The organism is Paraflavitalea sp. (assembly GCF_059502485.1).
The window spans coordinates 1,062,151-1,079,682 of record NZ_JCACET010000011.1; the positions used below are offsets into that span (position 1 = coordinate 1,062,151).

Here is a 17,532-nt window from a genome sequence, read left to right on the forward strand (position 1 = left end):
TTATTTCCGGAAACGGCATACCTCAAAGTGGGGATATATTACTACCTGTTAGCGCGAATAACCTTGCAGGGATTGCCTGCAGCTACCACATCGGCCGGAATATCTTTTGTAACAACGCTCCCCGCTCCTATCACAGACCGATCGCCAATGGTGACGCCCGGGCAGATAATTGCACCTCCTCCAATCCAGACATCTTCTCCGATAGTAATCGGTTTGGCAAATTCCAGTCCGGTAGCACGTTCTTTATGATCCATGGGGTGCATGGCTGTGTATATCTGTACATTGGGGCCAAATAGCGTTCTGCTGCCGATGGTGACGGGCATTACATCCAACACTACACAGTTGAAGTTGAAGAATACTCTTTCACCTAATTTGATATTGTAGCCGTAATCACAGTAAAAGGGAGGCTGTAGCCATAGTCCGGCGGCTGCGTGAGGAATCAGCTCTTTTAGTATTTCTGTCCGTGTCTCTGGTTCATCTTCCCGGGATTCGTTCAATGCTTTGAGTAGCAACCTTGCTTTTATTCTTTCATTGGTAAGTTGGGGATCAAGGGCATCGTACAACTCACCTGCCAACATCTTTTCTTTTTCGGTTTTCATGGATTGAAGGTAATCCAATAGCAGACAAATTGTGTCCGGTATTTTCTTGCTATTTTCGTATCAAATTACAGGTTTCGCATGTCTGACAACATCGACTTGAACAGAATTCGAGAATCTTATGCCAACATGCATGATGAGGAGCTATTGCATTTTGCACGAAAGGAGGGTATGAAAATCACTGTAGACGCATTTTTACTGTTAAGAGCAGAAATGCATAAACGTAATATTGGCCATGAAATCCTATATGCACTTGAACATGAGTTCATCCTACAGGACAGCCTCAAAAGAAAAAAACTGGCGGAAGACTTAAATATAAAAACACTGGTAGACGCAACCGAATATACTCTGGAACAAAAGGAAAAAGGTGTTAGCAATTATGATATATATGCGGGGCTTATTGAACAAGGACTGCAAGAAGGATATGCCAACCATATGGTGAATCAGCTGGATGCGTATGCAAACGAATTACAGAAAGATGCCAAAACAGATATACAGACCGGCGTATTTACTTTCATAGTCGGCTGTATTGCATTATACATTACAATCAGGATAGAACACTTTTATCTGGCTGCAGCCACAGTGCCACTTATTGGAATAGCCTACCTAGTAAAAGGGCTCATAAGAAATAACAGGCTGAAAAAAATATTGGAGAAGATACAACAAGAAGAAGCAAAGAACCAACGCATATCATAGCCGGTCGATTCAGCTTCCAACTCCTTGTTTTACAGCGTTTCCCTCACTTATTCTATTTCCTGTAATTTTGCCCCAAATTACCTGATTTGAGTGCTACTGTGTTTTTGATGACCCCGCCTTTTACGCAACTGAATACGCCTTACCCGGCGACCGCTTACCTGAAGGGCTTCCTCAACACCCGGAATATCTCTGCCTTCCAGGCGGACCTGGGGATCGAGGTGACCGTGGCCCTGTTTAACCAGCAGGGGCTGCGGGAGTTATTTGCGCGCATCAGCAACACCCCCAATGCTACTTTTTCTGATAATATAGCCCGCATCATTGCCCTGCAAGATGACTATATCACGACCATCGACGATGTGATCCTCTTTTTGCAGGGCCACAACCCTACCCTGGCCCACCGCATCTGCAAACGCGACTTCCTGCCGGAAGCGAGCCGGTTTGAACAATTGGAAGACCTCGACTGGGCCTTTGGCTCCATGGGCAACCAGGACAAGGCCAAGCACCTGGCTACTATGTATCTCGAAGACCTCTCGGACCTCATCCGCGAATGTGTGGACGAGCATTTCGGTTTTAGCCGCTATGCTGAAAGGCTGGGCCGGTCGGCGAATAGCTTCGATGAGTTGTATGCCGCCCTGCAAAAGGAATATACGTTCATCGACCAGTTGCTCATCAACCTTCTTAAGGCCCGCATGGACGCCGTGCAACCCAAACTGGTCGCCATCTCCGTTCCTTTTCCCGGCAACCTGTATGCTTCTTTTCGCTGTGGCCAATGGATCAAACAGCATTATCCCGACGTGAAGGTGGTGATGGGTGGCGGGTTTGCCAATACGGAATTGCGCTCGCTGAGTGATCCGCGCGTATTCGAGTTTTACGACTTTATCACACTCGATGATGGTGAAGCGCCTATCGAGAACCTCATACATTTTATTGAAGGGAAGAAAACGATAGAAGAACTCAAGCGCACTTTTACGCTGATTGATGGTCAGGTTACTTATTTCAACAATAAAGCTTGCGCCGATTATAAACAAGGGCAGGTAGGTACGCCCGACTACAGTGATTTCCTGTTGGATAAATACATATCGGCCATTGAAGTAGTGAATCCTATGCACCGCATGTGGAGTGATGGCCGCTGGAACAAGCTGACCATGGCGCATGGCTGCTATTGGGGCAAATGTACTTTCTGTGATATTTCGCTCGACTATATCCGGCTCTACGAACCTATAGCGGCGTCCTTGCTCTGCGATCGTATGGAGCATATCATCGCGCAGACCGGCGAGAACGGTTTTCACTTTGTGGATGAGGCTGCGCCGCCCGCGCTCATGCGCGCGTTGGCACTTGAGATCATCAAAAGGAAACTGGTGGTGAGCTGGTGGACGAATATCCGGTTTGAAAAGAGCTTTACCCGCGATCTCTGTCTGCTGCTGAAACGATCGGGCTGTATTGCCGTATCGGGCGGACTGGAAGTGGCGAGCGACCGCCTGCTGGAGCTGATCCAAAAAGGCATTACCGTGGCACAGGTAGCGCAGGTGAACCGGAACTTTACCGAAGCGGGTATCATGGTACACGCTTACCTGATGTATGGCTTCCCCACGCAAACTGCGCAGGAAACGATCGACTCGCTCGAAATGATCCGGCAGATGTTTGCTGCCGGCATCCTGCAATCTGCCTTCTGGCACCTGTTTACCATGACGGCGCATAGTCCTGTCGGTTTAGAACCTGCCAAGTTCAATGTGCGGAGAGAAAATGCCCTTGTCGGAAGCTTCGCCAACAATGACCTGGTGCATGTGGATGAGACAGGCGCTGATCATGAGACCTTCAGTTACGGGCTAAAGAAGTCGCTGCTGAATTATATGCATGGTATCGGCGTCAATGAGCCGCTGCAAAAGTGGTTTGAATTCAAAATCCCTAAAACGAAGATAGCACCTGACTACATTGCCCAAACGCTGACGCAGGATCAATACAGCAGCGCCAAGCCCACTACGAAGATCGTGTGGCTGGGACGGCAGCCTGCGGTGGAGCATTTTACCAAGTCGAAGAAGGGCAACAGCTGGGAAATGACCTCGCTTACCTTCCAGGATAAAAAAGAGAAGTATAGCATCAGTGTAGGCCGTGAACAAGGTGACTGGCTGGCTACCATGCTGGACAAGCTATCTGTGAACAATCCTAAGACACTTACGCTGCAGGAAGTGAAGGATAGCTATCATGCTGCTGGTTTTGAAGATTTCGAATTGTTTTGGGATAATAAGCCAGTGAATACTTTACATAAAGTGGGATTGTTGAAGTTGTAAGCTATGCTAAAACAGGCTTGTCATTACCAGCGAATTGCCGTGTTCGTTTTGAAAAGAGGATCAACAGTCCGATTGTCAGCAGTATGCCTCCTGTAATCAGACAACGGGCTGCGGTGTTATTCAGTAGTCTTGCCGGGAATCCAAAGACGTAGCCTGCATACTCCCAGCCCAATAGACTGAACCTGTATAGAAAGAACATTATCACAGCAACAATCAATGGGTTCACCCAAAGCCAACGACGCCTGACGGAGACAATCACCGAGATGATAAGTGCAACCAATAATCCGATGAAGCCCGCAATGCTGAGCCATAATGAAAGGTTTAATACATCGGCTCCCGTAAAACCCTGATCTGTAAAAGCTGAACTATTAAGTTGTCCGTTCGAGCGGCTCATAGCATCCACCACTCTGATATGGAACAGGTAGGAAAACATGAGAAATGCATGTATGAAAAACCAACTGGCTAAAAAGTGTACCAACATTTGCCGCCAGCTAAGCCTGGCCATGAATTGCTTAAGGGTCATGCTGCTATTATACGGCAATTTTCGCCGGAATGCAACTATTGCAGGCCGCTAATTTACATTTACCTTCTTCAGTTCTGAGAAATTCCTGCCGGCGACTTTTTTGAAGAATTTACTAAAGTGGGCATTGTCGTTGAAGCCAAGGCGGCCAGCCACTTCTTTCATGCTGGCACCGGTGAGTTTTGCCTGCCGCACTGCTTCGAGGGCAACCCGCTGGCGGATGTGAAAGCCGGCAGAATTGCCGGTAGCATGCTTGATGATCTCGTTGAGGTAATTGGGGGTCACGAAAAGTAAGGCTGCATAGTCGGCTACTTTCTTATTTGTTTTGAATTTTTGTTCCAGCAACACGTTGAACTTATGGACCAGTGCATACTTCGGACCGTGGCCTGTCTGCCCCGTCGAGGTATTCAGCTTTCTGATTATCCGGAGCAGGAAAATGTTTAAAAAGCCCACCAGCATCTGCCTGTTGAAATCGCTTTGGTCTTTGAACTCCTGGCGCATCATCTCGCATAGTTTTATTCCGCTGTCCATAAACGCTGCATCCACGGGCAATACTTCGGCTCTTAATACCAGTGTAAGGAAGTCGGGGAAATGCGAGGAATAGAGCTCATGCTCGTTGCTGTAGAGCAGCGCTTTTTCGAAACGGATCAGGTAGCCTTCTGTAGCAGGCTCTATTGTTATTTCATTTTGTTTATTCCAGTGGGCACAATACAGGGTGTTGTTTTCGAGTAAGACGTCGTATTCCTTGCCAACGATCGTCACCCTTCCATTTAATACAAGGTAAACTTCGATGATATCGCCGACCGTGTCGCAAGCGCTTAAGGCAGTTGCTTCTGTGAGGTTGTGTATGCTAAAGAAAGCAGGTTGTTTGGCGTCGAGCGTATGCATAAAGGATGATTTAATGAATATGCCGGTGTATGGATCAAAGGCTATTCCAACCAACAAGGATGCTGGTAACCAATTCAATAGGTTTTATGCACAGACAAAGGGCCGACGATATTTCGTCGAACAACCAGGCCGGGGAACTGCGTATCGTTCCTGTCTCTGTTTTGAGCTGCGTTCCCGGAAAACACAATTTTTAATGGTAGATTTGGTGCTTCCAATAATGTATTGGCACTAAGTCAGTTGACCCCGCGACCCGCCTACGGATCTCATCCGGGGTTGCAGGTGCACTTATTTGGTATGTTTCCTGAAATAGTATTACAAACGCTGCTGGTATGTTTCGATACTCCTGCATACTGATCTTATTATTGACCTGTAGCATAGCTATTGCGCAGGATCGTTTTACCAGTGAAGCGGAGGCGGCAAAGTCTCTAAGCAGTCTGCCCGGTATAACTGCTTCTCCACAAAAGACCATACTGCTGCTGAAGCTCAGTGACTGGTACCTGCTGAAAGGCAACAGGACGCCTGCGGAACTGGAGCAATCTTCCAGGCTGGCCGATGAAGCCATGTCTTTGTCTACAAGTCTACAGGATCAACGAGGCCAGGCTGGTAGTTACCTGCAGCTTTCCAAGACGGAAGAAGCCAGACACCGGTTAGAGCAGGGAGAACAGTTTGCCCGAAAGGCTGTTGCCTTATATGCTCAACTTCATTTGCCGGACGAGCTGGGAGAGTCGTATGTCTCGCTTTGGTCTATCGGAACGGGCAAAGGTATCGGCTATGCTGAACGTGTTGCTATTCTGAAGCATGCCGATTCTGCTTTTAAAAAATCGGATAATCAACGCCGCCAGGCCGATTGTCTGTTGCAGATGGGTGAGCTTACGCATTTAAAAGGCGACTGGGCCGCAGCGCTGTCGTACCTGGAAGAATGTCTTCAACTTTACAAGGCAACGAAGTATACTCATCTTCAGGCTGTGTATGACCTGTTGGGTACTGTGAATCTCGCCAAGGGGGATTACAAGGCGAGCATCGAATATGAATTGCTGGCTATTAAAACGGCTGAAGCAACAAAGGACTCCAGCATGATGTTGTGTGCTATCTACAACCATACCGGGCAGGCTTACCGGCATATCAAGGACCTGCCCAAAGCCAAATACTACTATGAGCAATCCATGGCGGTGGCTAAGCGGCACCATGACGTTTCCAACATAGCTGTCCTTGCTATCAATTATTCGGACCTGCTATTGAAAGCAGAGGATGGTCAAGCTGCCTTAACATTCATGTCTTCACTACGTAAGGACTATCCTGCACTGGACACCTTGTTCGGGCCTTATATAGCCCCTATAATGATCGATATTTATGCGCGCCTGAATATGCCGGAAAAAGCCGCCGCTTTTTGCAGTGTAGCAGAGAATGTGCTGGCTCATCCTTTAGATGATCTGGACCTTGAAGCCGAGCTGGAACAATCGTTGATCCTTTTTTATCTAAAGTTCCGCAATCATTCAAAGGCATCTTATTACCTGGCACGCTATGATAGTTTTTGTGTTAAGATGAACAGTAAGCTGCACGCGAGCAATAATTCTCTTCTCAAATTCAGGATGGATACAGCCACGAAGCATTACGTTTCTGCCATCAATCACCTGAACCGTTATATACAGCTCAGGGATTCGTTATTCGCCGAACGAAAGATCAAAGAAATCAATCAGCTGAGTATTCTTTATGAAACGGAGAAAAAGGATAAGAATATACTTGAACTGGAGCACCAAACGGCTTTGCAGGTAAGCCTGCTCAAACAGGAAAAGACCGTACGCAACTTCTCGCTGGCTGCAGCGGGGCTGCTTATTCTTGTGGCCTTCCTGCTTTACAGGGCTTATCAATCGAAGCAACAAAATAATAAGGTGCTGCAGGCTCATCAACAGGAGATCCATGAGAAGAATGCTTCGCTGCAGCGTCTCGTGACTGAAAGGGAATGGCTGGTAAAGGAAATTCATCACCGGGTAAAGAACAACCTGCACATGGTGGTGGGCCTGCTGGCGAGTCAGGCAGAATTTATAAAAGGTAAAGAGGCGCTGGACGCCATCAATGAAAGCCAGCACAGGATCCAGGCCATGTCGCTGATCCATCAGAAGCTTTACCAGGCGGATAATCTGTCGTCTATCGACATGCCGTCTTATATCCACGAGCTCGTGGAGTACCTGAAAACTACTTTCGACCGGCAGACACCTATTCGCTTTATACTGGATATTGCGCGGGTATCTTTTCCGCTTTCGCACTCTATCCCCATCGGGCTGATCCTGAATGAAGCTGTGACCAACGCTATCAAGTATGCATTTCCCGGTGGCCGTGAAGGCGCCATTACCATCCGTCTTATACAGGCGCCTGAAAATCATTTCACGCTCAGCATTCACGATAATGGCGTCGGGTTGCCGCCCGGTTTCCAGGCACAAAGCAGTAATACGCTGGGCACTACGCTCATGGACGGACTGAGTGGAGACATCGGTGCCCGCTTCTCTATGAAGAGCCAGCAAGGGACGCAAATAGATATTGATTTTACCCTGAAACCCTTATCCGCTTAAAAGTACCCGCATGAATGCCAGGACAAAAATATTGATCGTCGAGGACCAGTTTGTAGAGGCGAATCACCTGCGCCTTATGTTGCGCAATGCCGGCTATCCGGTGACTGCCATCGCCCGCAGCGTGGAGGATGCCCGGGAAAAGATCAGTGTAGAACGGCCGCACCTTGTGCTGCTGGACATTTTCCTGTCGGGCGATAAAACGGGCATCGACCTTGCCAAATACTTACGGGAAGAGAATATCGGGTTCATTTATATTTCTGCCAACTCCAACGAATCGACCCTACATGCTGCGAAAGCTACCCGGCCTTTTGGTTTTATCGTGAAGCCTTTCCGGGAAAATGACCTGCTGGTGTCGCTGCAAATTGCGCAGCAACATCTGGAATACGGGCTTGAATCGTCCATGCGTAAGGAAAGGGATTTTCATAAGCAACTGAACAATCTCGTAGCCGAGCCTGGCACCTGGAACGAGCGTTTGCTGAAGATCAGCCGTGCGCTTCAACCGCTCCTCCCCTTCGACTATGTGGTGGCTATTTATAAAATGCAGGAAGCTGACCCTCAAAAAATACTCAGCTATCTGCGCATCGGATTTAATGAATACCAAGAGATCGGGCTCGAAGAGATGCAGAATATTTCACGGCTGAAAGTGCATGAGCTAAAGGAATTGCAGGAGAACACGCCTGTCGATAAAGGGATTACCTTGTATGCAGGGAAAGCTTTTGAAGAGGTCATCCGTTTCCCTTCCATGAAAAGCCTGATGAGCAAATGTTTTGGCATGCAGGCCAACCTTACGCTGCCTATTCCGCTCGATATGCCTGGTCACGCGCATTTTTATTTTTCTTTCTTCAGCCGTCATCCCGATGGATTAAATGATGAGCACGTGGGCTTGTGTGAAAGATTGCAGCAACCGCTGCTCTTTGCCATCGAGAACATACGGGCCAAGGACCAAAAAACTTTTGTTGTTGCCGACCAGCCAAAGCCATTCGCACCTGCTACAATTGCAGGCAGCGCGCTACCGGGCTTTGAAGGTATCATTGGCAAAAGTCCGCAACTGCTCAATGTGTTTGATCATATCATGCAAGTGGCACCTTCCGATTCTTCCGTGTTGATCACCGGTGAAAGCGGCACCGGTAAGGAAAGGATTGCGGATTGCATCCATCGTTTGTCGCCCCGCAAGCAGGAGTCAATCATAAAGATCAATTGCGCTGCGCTTCCCATTAATCTCATCGAGTCGGAACTGTTTGGTCATGAGAAGGGGGCCTTCACCGGCGCGATGGACAAGCGCATCGGTAAATTCGAGCTGGCCCATCAAGGCACTATCTTCCTCGACGAGATCGGTGAAATGCCACTAGAGACGCAGGTGAAGCTACTGCGTGTGCTGCAGGAGAAAGAGATCGAACGTATTGGTGGCAAGGCGCCCATTAAAGTGAATGTGCGGATCATCGCTGCTACCAACCGGAACCTTGAAAAAGAAGTAGCAGAGGGCAGGTTCCGCCTCGACCTGTATTACCGACTCAATGTATTCCCTATACAATTGCCTCCGCTGCGCGAGCGCAAGGACGATATCGTTCTGCTTGCCCAACATTTTTTACGGTTTTGTGCGACAAAGAATGGCAGGGTGATCACCGGCATCAGTGATGCTGCATTGGCCAGCCTGCAGGCTTATAGCTGGCCCGGCAATATCCGCGAACTGGAAAACCTGATCGAGCGCAGCGTACTGCTGACAAAAGGAACGACCATTGAAAACATTCCGCTTCCTGTGACGCATCAGCCGACAGCTGCATCAACCACCAGTGACCGGCCCATTAAGACAATCGAAGAGAATGAGCGGGAACATATTCTTGCTGTGCTTGCACAATGTGGCGGGCGCATCCGGGGGAAAGGTGGCGCTGCAGAAATATTGGGTGTCCCTCCCACTACGCTGGCGTCCAAAATGATCAAGCTGGGTATCAAACGGTATCATATGTAATATCGTTGCCGACGAAAAGCGGTTCACCCGTTCGGACGACGACGACATATCGTTGGCACACTACATAGCCTACATCTCTTCTCCACTAATAATCAAGGGGATAGAAAACCGGAACAGTATTTAGACAAGAAAGGCAAATAACCTTTCGATTATGTCACCTGCCCGATCCACTTCTATCCTGTTCATCACCGGCGCTTTTGTGAGCCACCATTGCTGGGATGAATGGAAGTATTTCTTTGAGCAAAAGGGATTCAACACGCAAGCGCCTGCCTGGTTGTATAAAGACGCACCGGCGGACGTGCTGCGTGAACGCCATCCCGATGCGCAGCTTGCTGCGTTGCGGTTGACCACGCTCATCGATCATTTTGAAAGGATAGCGCGGTCTTATGCCGAGCCGCCTATTATCATCGGTCATTCCATTGGCGGCCTCATTGCGCAAATACTATTGCAACGTGGCGCTGCAGCTGCTGCCGTGGCCATTCACTCTGTTCCTCCGCAAGGGATCTTCTCTTTCAAGTTTTCTTTTCTGCGTGCAGGTTGGGGACCGCTTGGCTTTTTCACTTCTGTGCGCAAAACATTCCTGATGAGCTTTAGGCAATGGCAATATGCTTTTACCAACGGTATGCCCCTGGAGTGGCAAGAGAAGGGCTATCAATCGGCCATTCCCGAATCGAAGCTTATCGTACGGGATACCATCACTGCCGCTGCGCGTGTGGACTGGCAGCAAGCGCACGCGCCGCTGCTTTTTATTGCCGGTGATAACGATCATACCATTCCTGCCTCTATCAACTACGACAATTATCGCCGGTACAAAAACGAGGATTCTGTGCGCGACTATAAATTATTCCCCGGTCGCAATCACTATGTGCTGAACCAGCCGGGCTGGCAGGAAGTGGCCACTTATATCCTGGAGTGGCTTAACAAACAAGGTATTTAAATAACATCATAAATATTACTACTATGCGACCTTCCAAGCAAACTGCTTTAACAGCGAAGCTTTCATTTGTGCTTTTCGTGTCTCTTTATTTTTCAGCCTGTAGCAATGATCCCCAAGCGCCTGCTGCTACTACCTCATCGGCTGACACCAGCGTGCATGCCGCCACCGCGGCACTTGCAACACCTCCGGAAGGTTTTAAACATGCTACGGCCGTCGTAAACGGCATCAAAGTGCATTACGTTACCGGTGGCACTGGCGAACCGCTCTTACTCATTCATGGCTTCGGGCAAAACTGGTATATGTGGAATCGCTTGTTGCCAGCTTTTGGCAAACAGTTTACGGTGATTGCACCCGATCTGCCCGGCCTTGGCGAATCGGACAAGCCGGCTACCGGCTATGATAAAAAAACGATGGCTACCGTGCTGCATGGATTGATGGAGCAATTAGGTTATAAATCAGCCAACGTAGCGGGCCATGATATCGGGTTGATGGTAGCTTATGCGTATGCTGCTCAATATGGATCTGAAGTAAAGAAGCTGGCACTGATGGATGCGCTGTTGCCTGGCATCGAGCCGGTATGGAGCCAGGTAAAGGGATCGGCCTGGTGGTTTGGTTTCTTTGGCTGGCCTTCTTCCGGCAGCATCGTGGCTGGTAAGGAAAGAGAATTTCTCACGGGCTTCTGGCCTGTGGTGGGTCATGTAAAAGATCCCTTCACCAAGGACGAGACTGAAGAGTTCATTCGTGCGTATGCCGTTCCCGGCGGTACTACCGGCAGCTTTCATTGGTTCGGCGCTTTTGAGCAGGATGCCAAAGACAACCTCGAATTCATGAAGCATAAATTGAAGATGCCGCTGCTTGCCATGGGTGGTGAATATTTTGGCGCTGCCTTCCTTGTCGATCATTGTAAGCTGGTGGCAGAAAATGTAACCGGTTCCAATATCAAAGGGGCGGGTCACTGGATCGTACAGGAGAATACGGAACAAGTGCAAAAGGACCTGCTCAACTTTTTTACCAAGCAATAGTCAGTGCTTCATCATCCTTCCAACCTCACATCATGAAACAGGTTATTGGGCTCTTCTTTGTTCTGCTATGTTCCGTCGGCTTCGGCTATGGACAACAACTGGGTGACTTCAAACTGCTGCGGTATAATGATGATTATCGTTTTCTGGCGAGTGATACCTCACGCGACTGGTATAAGGATATCAAGTACCTGCCGCTTGGGGGCAACCACAACAGCTTTGTAAGTTTCGGTGCAGATGTTCGTTTTCAATATTTCTATATCAAGAATGAGAACTTCAAGGATGAGCCCAAGGATAATGATGGTTACATACTGAACCGCCTGCTGGTGCACAGTGATTTGCACCTCGGGCAACATGTTCGCGCCTTTGCGCAGTTACAAAGCAGTGGGGCCGGGAGCCGGCTATCACCCAGCCCTGTGGACGACAATCCGCTGGAACTCCACCAGGCATTTGTGGATGTTTCGAACGGTCCCACTGCACCTTTGCGGCTCACGCTCAGAGCTGGCAGACAGGAATTGGCTTACGGCTCACAGCGCCTCGTTTCGGTTCGTGAAGGACCTAACAATCGGCAATCATTCGACGGGCTTACTTTACTGGCTGGCTGGAAGCATGTGCAGGCCGACTTCTTTGCCAGCCATTATGTGGCCGCGCGCAAGGGTATCTTCGATGACAAGTTCAATGGCAGTACTCATTTCTGGGGAAGCTACTGGACGTGGCAACAAGTGCCGTTCGTTCGTCACCTGGACCTGTATTATCTCGGTCTGCAACGTCCTACCGCTTCTTTCAGCAATGCACAGGGCAAGGAAACGAGACATTCTATCGGTACGCGCTTGTTTGGCAATGCGGGCAACTGGCGCTACGATGCAGAGGCCGTGTACCAATTTGGCAAGATTGGTCAAAGCACTATCGCCGCCTGGACTGCTTCGCTGAACTCGAGTTACCGGTTCAAACATTTTCCCTTGCAACCAGAGCTGGGATGTAAGACTGAATTCATCAGCGGTGACCGGTGGGCGGATGATCGCAAACTACAGACGTTCAATCCGCTTTTCCCAAGGGGTGGTTATTTCGGTCTTGCTTCTGTGATAGGTCCGTCGAACCTGTTTGATATTCACCCTTCTGTGACGCTGAACCTTTCTTCCAAGCTGGCCTGGAATTTCGACAGTGATCTTTTCTGGCGCTACAGTGTCGAGGATGGTATTTATGGCCCCAGTACTGCCATGTTGTATCCTGGGAAAGGCTCTCTGCAAAAGCATATCGGTAATCAGTTTGCAACTGATCTTGTTTTTGCGCCTAATTCATTTTTGTATTTCCGGGCTGAGTTTACGTGGTTGAAGGCGGGGAGTTATCTAAAGGATATTGGCAGGGGTAATGATATTTTTTTTGGGGGTGTTACGACGCAGTTGAAATTTTAAGGCCCGAAAAAGAATTTACAGGAGTTACTTCGAATTTTTAGTGTCTTATTGCTGTATTATTCGTATCTTACTGTTGTATGAATTATATCGGGTTATATTGTATTTCTTCTGTCTTCTCTCCTACTGGTGCTCAACATCCTGAGCATATATTTCCGCGTCCAGCCTGCATTTGAGGATTATTCCCTTGCCTCCGTCTTGCTATTATCTTGCTACTGGCTTGTCTCTGGCTTCCTTCTGTAAGTCTTGATCTTTTGGACATCCTGCTTGCATCTATTTCTGAACCACGATTCATTGGATTTAGTGGATTGGATGGAAATTCCTGACGCATATATCCAGCGTTTAGGCCCAATGGTGTTTTACCGCGGGTATTTTAAAGCTATCAAATTGAATCCGAATTTTTTTGGCCGGACAAAACGGTAATTTCGGTCACTTCGACCATTTTCGGTCATAACGGACAGTGATGATTTGGAAATTATTAGATAAGCTTCGAGCTTTGTTGTGGTTGATGAGTTGATGTGTTGACAAGTTGATAAGGAGAAATCAATCTTAACTGTATCCAATATCTATTTAACAAACTAATACCTTACTATTATGGCGAAGGTTATTGGCTTATTCAAGCTTCGCGGATCGATCGATGATCTGACGTTCCGCCGAACACAGGACGGCATCATTGCGGGCATGAAGCCCGGCCCTACGCGGGAGCGGGTGTTGTCGCATGTAAATTTCGAGCTTACGCGGCGTAATTCGGAAGAGTTTCAGCTGGCTATCAAGGATGCGCAGCTGTTGCGTCATGCTTTGGGCATAACGCTGGACGGGCGAACTGGTTCGAGTATGAATGGAAGAATGAATGGTTTGTTTTATAAGGCTGCCCGGCGTGATGATACGAATGATCTTGGCTTCCGGCGCGCTTCGCCGGGTGATATTGGTCTGCTGACTGGCTTTAATTTCAATAAGCAATTGTCACTGGAGTATGCGTTGCCTGCGCCGTTGGTGCATTCGCTGGATGTTGAGGCGGGATCGTGTACGGTTGGAGTCCCTTCTTTTATTGCCCGGAAACGGAAGGGTTTTCCTGCGGAAGCTACTCATTTCCGGTTGGTATCGACGATGGTGGTCATTGATTTCGGGCGAAGAAAATACGAACAGGTCAGCGAGCGGAGTGAACTATTGCCGCTGCGGAAAAAGACGCCGGGGGCGATTGGTTTTGAGCACAAGCTGGAAGTGGCAAACGGGCAGGTGGCGGTGCAGGTATTGGGGATAGATTTTTACAAGGTGGTAGATGGACATGAGGTGCTGGTGAAGGGAAGTGCGATGCGGGTATTGGAGGTGGTGAAGGCAATCGAGCGTTCTGAGCTCAGCGTCGGGAGTGAAGGCATCGAGGCAGAAAGGGGATCTCGTAACGAGTCGTTAATTCATACGGATACGAATCAGGTCACAGCAAATACAAGTGGAGAGACGGCAATTGAAAAAATGCTCATCGAGGATGAATTACAGGAATCAGGCGTAAAGCTATTAAGCTGCATACTTTCGCCAGTTAAGGGGAGACAAGTTGATTGGTTGAAATGTTTACAAGTTGCTCCCTTTAAAACCTTTAACCTTAAACACTGTTGACACAAGTCAATAATTATTCTTTTAGCTAAATTAATAAGCCCTCGCCTTTAGTATAGCGCTATAGAATAGTTGTTATAATTATATAGGATAAGGTTAAAGGTTTACACGATGAATGGAGTGCCTTGGCTTTTGCGGGCAGGGCTTTTCTTCTTTTTCTTTTTGTGTAATTCTTTTATTTATTATTTTATGCGTATCCACTATTGCTTTGCAATTGAATATGCCTTCAAGGCTCCTTTATCTGGTTAAGATATACTCTGCTTAAGTAGACAACTGCTATTGACAATACATTCCGTTGGCGAAATGCCTTTAGGAATTACAGTATTATATTGTCTGATATTCTATATTCTTGATTATTTGCGTTGTATTCCTGATAGGCCCGGATTGTTATCCGGGCTATTTTATTTAAGGGAAGAGACGTTCTCCTCAGTCAATATTCCAAAAGCTATATACATAATTGATCATCATAAATAAATTGACCGTTTGCTTAGTACAGCAAGGCAGTTTTGTTGTTATAATAGAAAGGATAAGGTTTAATGGTTAACGAATTTGATTAGTGTCGCCCTGCATTTCTATGCAGGGCTTTTTCGTTTAGTTGGTAAATTGATAAGTTATCAGGTTGACAAGACAATGTTGCTGTACTAAAGTCAAAGAGCTAAGAAGCCCCCTGATAGATGACGAAAGAAACACCGGGAAACGAGAAGCGCTCCTCAGACACCAGAAGCACGCGGCCCGCGAACTCCTTTTCAAAAGCGGCGCGATGAAACTTGCAAACAATGAAACCGCGGCACTGCTCAATGCCTACCAACGGACAAGCGGAACGAGCAACAAGACAAAACTTCATACTAAAAATTTAAAAACGACAGCAAAAACGCTGCGATACAGCGGTATGGCGGCATTGGTGCAAGGCCAAAAGGAATGCGCAATAAATGCGCGGATTGATTCAGCCCAATGGCTTGATGAAATTTGTGCGGGTGGTGTCTGTGAAAATTAGTACTGCTGCTTTATGGCGAACCTTTTGGCAGCATTGTGGGTGAGGGCCACAATAGTGAACATTCTTTGGTGAATCCTTTGCTTTGTTAGCAGTGTATTTATTACAGGATCATATCTCTTTGTGCGCGGGGTGGGCTGGCATGCCGCCATATCTTTGAGGAGCAGCGGTTTGCTGTTTTTTTTAGTATGAATTATTGTTGCTGCGGTTGTTGAGCTTGGCAGGTGAAGCGGGCCGAAGTTTGTTGGCCTGGAGCGCTTTTGAAATTAAGGCGTGTCAGTAATGTTCGTTCGGGTTAGTGGGCTATCGGGTACCCTAATTTACAGATCGATTGACATAGATCAAGGAAAGAAGGATTTTTTAGGAAAAAACTTAAAAATACCCGGGACATTATTCGATTTGTTCGTTAACACTGCATAGGATAAGGTTTAATGGTTAATTTTTTTGATTAGTGAAGCCCTGCATTTTTATGCGGGGCTTGCTTTGATTATGGGTAGCACAGGCAGGCAGAGCTGAGAGCTGCATTACAAACTTACGCACAGTTGCGGAGAGCATATCTGCGCCAGACAAAGCATACCAGCCTTGTGATCAAAAATTTATCCAGCACTCCATATTTTTTTGAGAACTTACTAAAGCATTAAGAATCTATATGATGACACTAGAAGAATTTAAAAATAAGGTAGCTGAATCTCCAAATGTTGACAAGCTCAATGGCAGGATAGTTAACTTAAATTATCAACATATTTATTATAATAACTCACTAACTGGAATCACAGCCATTTACGAATTTTTAGCTCAACAAATTGAAGGTTTTAAATCAGCTGCTGCAACTAAAAGATTGCCAAGTGAATTAGCTTCTGTACTAGATACCTTCGAACGCTGTAAAACTGCTATTATTCGTATAGTTTCAAATGCAACGTCAGAAAGTGAATGGGTTACCACAGTTAAAGATCCGCTAGAAAAAGATCGTCCCGTTAAGTTTTTGTATGATTCTCCTCAAACAATATTTTTAATTAATCTCCATAATGAACAACCTGATTTTTACGCTGGCGCCTACGAATTTATTACATCAAATAATTTGCAAAATATCCAAAAGAAAATGTTGATTGGGTATTTATTAGCATATGAATTTTATTCGACAGAATATTCTGTATTGACACACCGCACAAGTGCTGATATCATTTCAATTGAAAAAATGAAGAATGACTTTAATAAATATCTTACGAACTCTGAGTCTCATCTTTCAAAATACCTAGCTGAAGGTTATAAAAAAGTAACTACTACCACTAAAAACATTGATGATCTCGTTGAAGATAAAAAAAACAATTACGATAAATGGTTTAAAAGTACTTCAGAAAAATTTTCCGGATATTTTGCTGAAACGACGAAGAAAATGCTTGATCTGGAAAACCTGTATCAAGAGAAATTAAAGCTTGAAGCGCCTGCAAAATATTGGCAAAACAGAGCTTTGGCACTTCGGAGAGAAGGCTTTCGGTGGTTGTATGGATTGATTGCCTCTCTTTTGATAGCAGTAGCTATTCTCGTATGGGTGTTAGTTCAAATTTCCGATGGAACAATTGAAAAGTTATTTTCAAATACGGGTTCTGCGATTAAATGGTCAGTAGTTTTAATTACTATTATCTCCTTTCTCGCGTATGCAATTCGCACTTTTTCCAAGCTTACATTTAGTTCCTTTCACTTGTTTAGAGATGCCCAAGAGCGAGAACAGTTAACATACGTTTATTTAGCTTTAAAGAAAGAGAAAGGTATAGACCAAACTGAAAGGCACTTAATTATGCAATCCCTATTTAGCAGATCAGATTCAGGTCTGCTTAAAGATGATGGTTCACCAACAATGCCAGGTAATATTGTAGATAAACTAGTTACTAAATAAACTAACCATTGGCCAAATCACTCCGAACTTCTTGCTGAGACGCATACTTAACCTAGTTAGTGTAAGGCTTGCATAATGATGCGGGGCTTTTTTAATTACATCACTACAGATAACACATGTATATATGAAGATATAAAAAAGTTCAACTCAAGA

The 17,532-nt window shown here is 46.6% G+C and carries 13 protein-coding genes; 10 read left to right on the plus strand and 3 right to left on the minus strand.

What is annotated here, in order from left to right:
• Positions 1–41: 41 nt before the first annotated feature.
• A complete protein-coding gene (locus AC5JBY_RS32040; protein ID WP_495908790.1) occupies positions 42–599 on the minus strand; it encodes a sugar O-acetyltransferase in 558 nt (185 codons plus the stop codon).
• 78 nt (positions 600–677) lie between these two features.
• Between AC5JBY_RS32040 and AC5JBY_RS32045 the strand changes: the two genes are divergently transcribed.
• Entirely contained in the window at positions 678–1,292 is a 615-nt protein-coding gene (locus AC5JBY_RS32045) for a hypothetical protein (protein WP_495908791.1), read from the plus strand.
• Positions 1,293–1,378: 86 nt separating this feature from the next.
• Positions 1,379–3,580 carry a B12-binding domain-containing radical SAM protein gene (locus tag AC5JBY_RS32050; RefSeq protein ID WP_495908792.1) on the plus strand — a complete coding sequence of 734 codons (2,202 nt, stop codon included), beginning with the start codon at positions 1,379–1,381 and terminating at the stop codon, positions 3,578–3,580.
• 1 nt (position 3,581) lies between these two features.
• Here AC5JBY_RS32050 and AC5JBY_RS32055 read toward each other — a convergent pair whose 3' ends face one another.
• Positions 3,582–4,103 (minus strand): hypothetical protein, encoded by a 522-nt coding sequence (locus AC5JBY_RS32055; protein ID WP_495908793.1) that lies wholly within the window; start codon positions 4,101–4,103, stop codon positions 3,582–3,584.
• Positions 4,104–4,151: 48 nt separating this feature from the next.
• A complete protein-coding gene (locus AC5JBY_RS32060) occupies positions 4,152–4,988 on the minus strand; it encodes a helix-turn-helix domain-containing protein (RefSeq protein WP_495908794.1) in 837 nt (278 codons plus the stop codon).
• Positions 4,989–5,317: 329 nt separating this feature from the next.
• Between AC5JBY_RS32060 and AC5JBY_RS32065 the strand changes: the two genes are divergently transcribed.
• The 8 genes from AC5JBY_RS32065 (at position 5,318) to AC5JBY_RS32100 (ending at position 17,379) form a co-directional block, all read left to right on the plus strand.
• Positions 5,318–7,555, plus strand: a complete 2,238-nt coding sequence (locus AC5JBY_RS32065) for a tetratricopeptide repeat-containing sensor histidine kinase (protein ID WP_495908795.1) — start codon at positions 5,318–5,320, stop codon at positions 7,553–7,555.
• Between the two features lie 10 nt (positions 7,556–7,565).
• Positions 7,566–9,521, plus strand: a complete 1,956-nt coding sequence (locus AC5JBY_RS32070) for a sigma 54-interacting transcriptional regulator (RefSeq protein WP_495908796.1) — start codon at positions 7,566–7,568, stop codon at positions 9,519–9,521.
• Positions 9,522–9,672: 151 nt separating this feature from the next.
• Positions 9,673–10,458 (plus strand): alpha/beta hydrolase, encoded by a 786-nt coding sequence (locus AC5JBY_RS32075; protein ID WP_495908797.1) that lies wholly within the window; start codon positions 9,673–9,675, stop codon positions 10,456–10,458.
• 23 nt (positions 10,459–10,481) lie between these two features.
• Positions 10,482–11,480, plus strand: coding sequence for an alpha/beta fold hydrolase (locus tag AC5JBY_RS32080; protein WP_495908798.1), 999 nt, complete (start codon positions 10,482–10,484; stop codon positions 11,478–11,480).
• Between the two features lie 32 nt (positions 11,481–11,512).
• The gene (locus AC5JBY_RS32085) at positions 11,513–12,889 is read left to right on the plus strand and encodes an alginate export family protein (protein WP_495908799.1); all 1,377 of its coding nucleotides are present in this window, start codon (positions 11,513–11,515) and stop codon (positions 12,887–12,889) included.
• 591 nt (positions 12,890–13,480) lie between these two features.
• On the plus strand, positions 13,481–14,497 hold the full coding sequence (locus AC5JBY_RS32090; RefSeq protein ID WP_495908800.1) for a hypothetical protein: 1,017 nt from the start codon (positions 13,481–13,483) through the stop codon (positions 14,495–14,497).
• Between the two features lie 757 nt (positions 14,498–15,254).
• On the plus strand, positions 15,255–15,488 hold the full coding sequence (locus AC5JBY_RS32095) for a hypothetical protein (protein ID WP_495908801.1): 234 nt from the start codon (positions 15,255–15,257) through the stop codon (positions 15,486–15,488).
• A gap of 646 nt (positions 15,489–16,134) precedes the next feature.
• Positions 16,135–17,379 carry a DUF6161 domain-containing protein gene (locus tag AC5JBY_RS32100; RefSeq protein ID WP_495908802.1) on the plus strand — a complete coding sequence of 415 codons (1,245 nt, stop codon included), beginning with the start codon at positions 16,135–16,137 and terminating at the stop codon, positions 17,377–17,379.
• The last annotated feature ends 153 nt before the right edge of the window (positions 17,380–17,532 follow it).

What these genes read in the sequence shown, in the direction of transcription:
- AC5JBY_RS32040 (WP_495908790.1), bottom strand. Translation starts at nt 599, where the DNA reads ATGAAAACCGAAAAAGAAAAGATGTTGGCAGGTGAGTTGTACGATGCC.
- AC5JBY_RS32045 (WP_495908791.1), top strand. Translation starts at nt 678, where the DNA reads ATGTCTGACAACATCGACTTGAACAGAATTCGAGAATCTTATGCCAAC.
- AC5JBY_RS32055 (WP_495908793.1), bottom strand. Translation starts at nt 4,103, where the DNA reads ATGACCCTTAAGCAATTCATGGCCAGGCTTAGCTGGCGGCAAATGTTG.
- AC5JBY_RS32060 (WP_495908794.1), bottom strand. Translation starts at nt 4,988, where the DNA reads ATGCATACGCTCGACGCCAAACAACCTGCTTTCTTTAGCATACACAAC.
- AC5JBY_RS32065 (WP_495908795.1), top strand. Translation starts at nt 5,318, where the DNA reads ATGTTTCGATACTCCTGCATACTGATCTTATTATTGACCTGTAGCATA.
- AC5JBY_RS32070 (WP_495908796.1), top strand. Translation starts at nt 7,566, where the DNA reads ATGAATGCCAGGACAAAAATATTGATCGTCGAGGACCAGTTTGTAGAG.
- AC5JBY_RS32075 (WP_495908797.1), top strand. Translation starts at nt 9,673, where the DNA reads ATGTCACCTGCCCGATCCACTTCTATCCTGTTCATCACCGGCGCTTTT.
- AC5JBY_RS32080 (WP_495908798.1), top strand. Translation starts at nt 10,482, where the DNA reads ATGCGACCTTCCAAGCAAACTGCTTTAACAGCGAAGCTTTCATTTGTG.
- AC5JBY_RS32085 (WP_495908799.1), top strand. Translation starts at nt 11,513, where the DNA reads ATGAAACAGGTTATTGGGCTCTTCTTTGTTCTGCTATGTTCCGTCGGC.
- AC5JBY_RS32090 (WP_495908800.1), top strand. Translation starts at nt 13,481, where the DNA reads ATGGCGAAGGTTATTGGCTTATTCAAGCTTCGCGGATCGATCGATGAT.
- AC5JBY_RS32095 (WP_495908801.1), top strand. Translation starts at nt 15,255, where the DNA reads ATGAAACTTGCAAACAATGAAACCGCGGCACTGCTCAATGCCTACCAA.
- AC5JBY_RS32100 (WP_495908802.1), top strand. Translation starts at nt 16,135, where the DNA reads ATGATGACACTAGAAGAATTTAAAAATAAGGTAGCTGAATCTCCAAAT.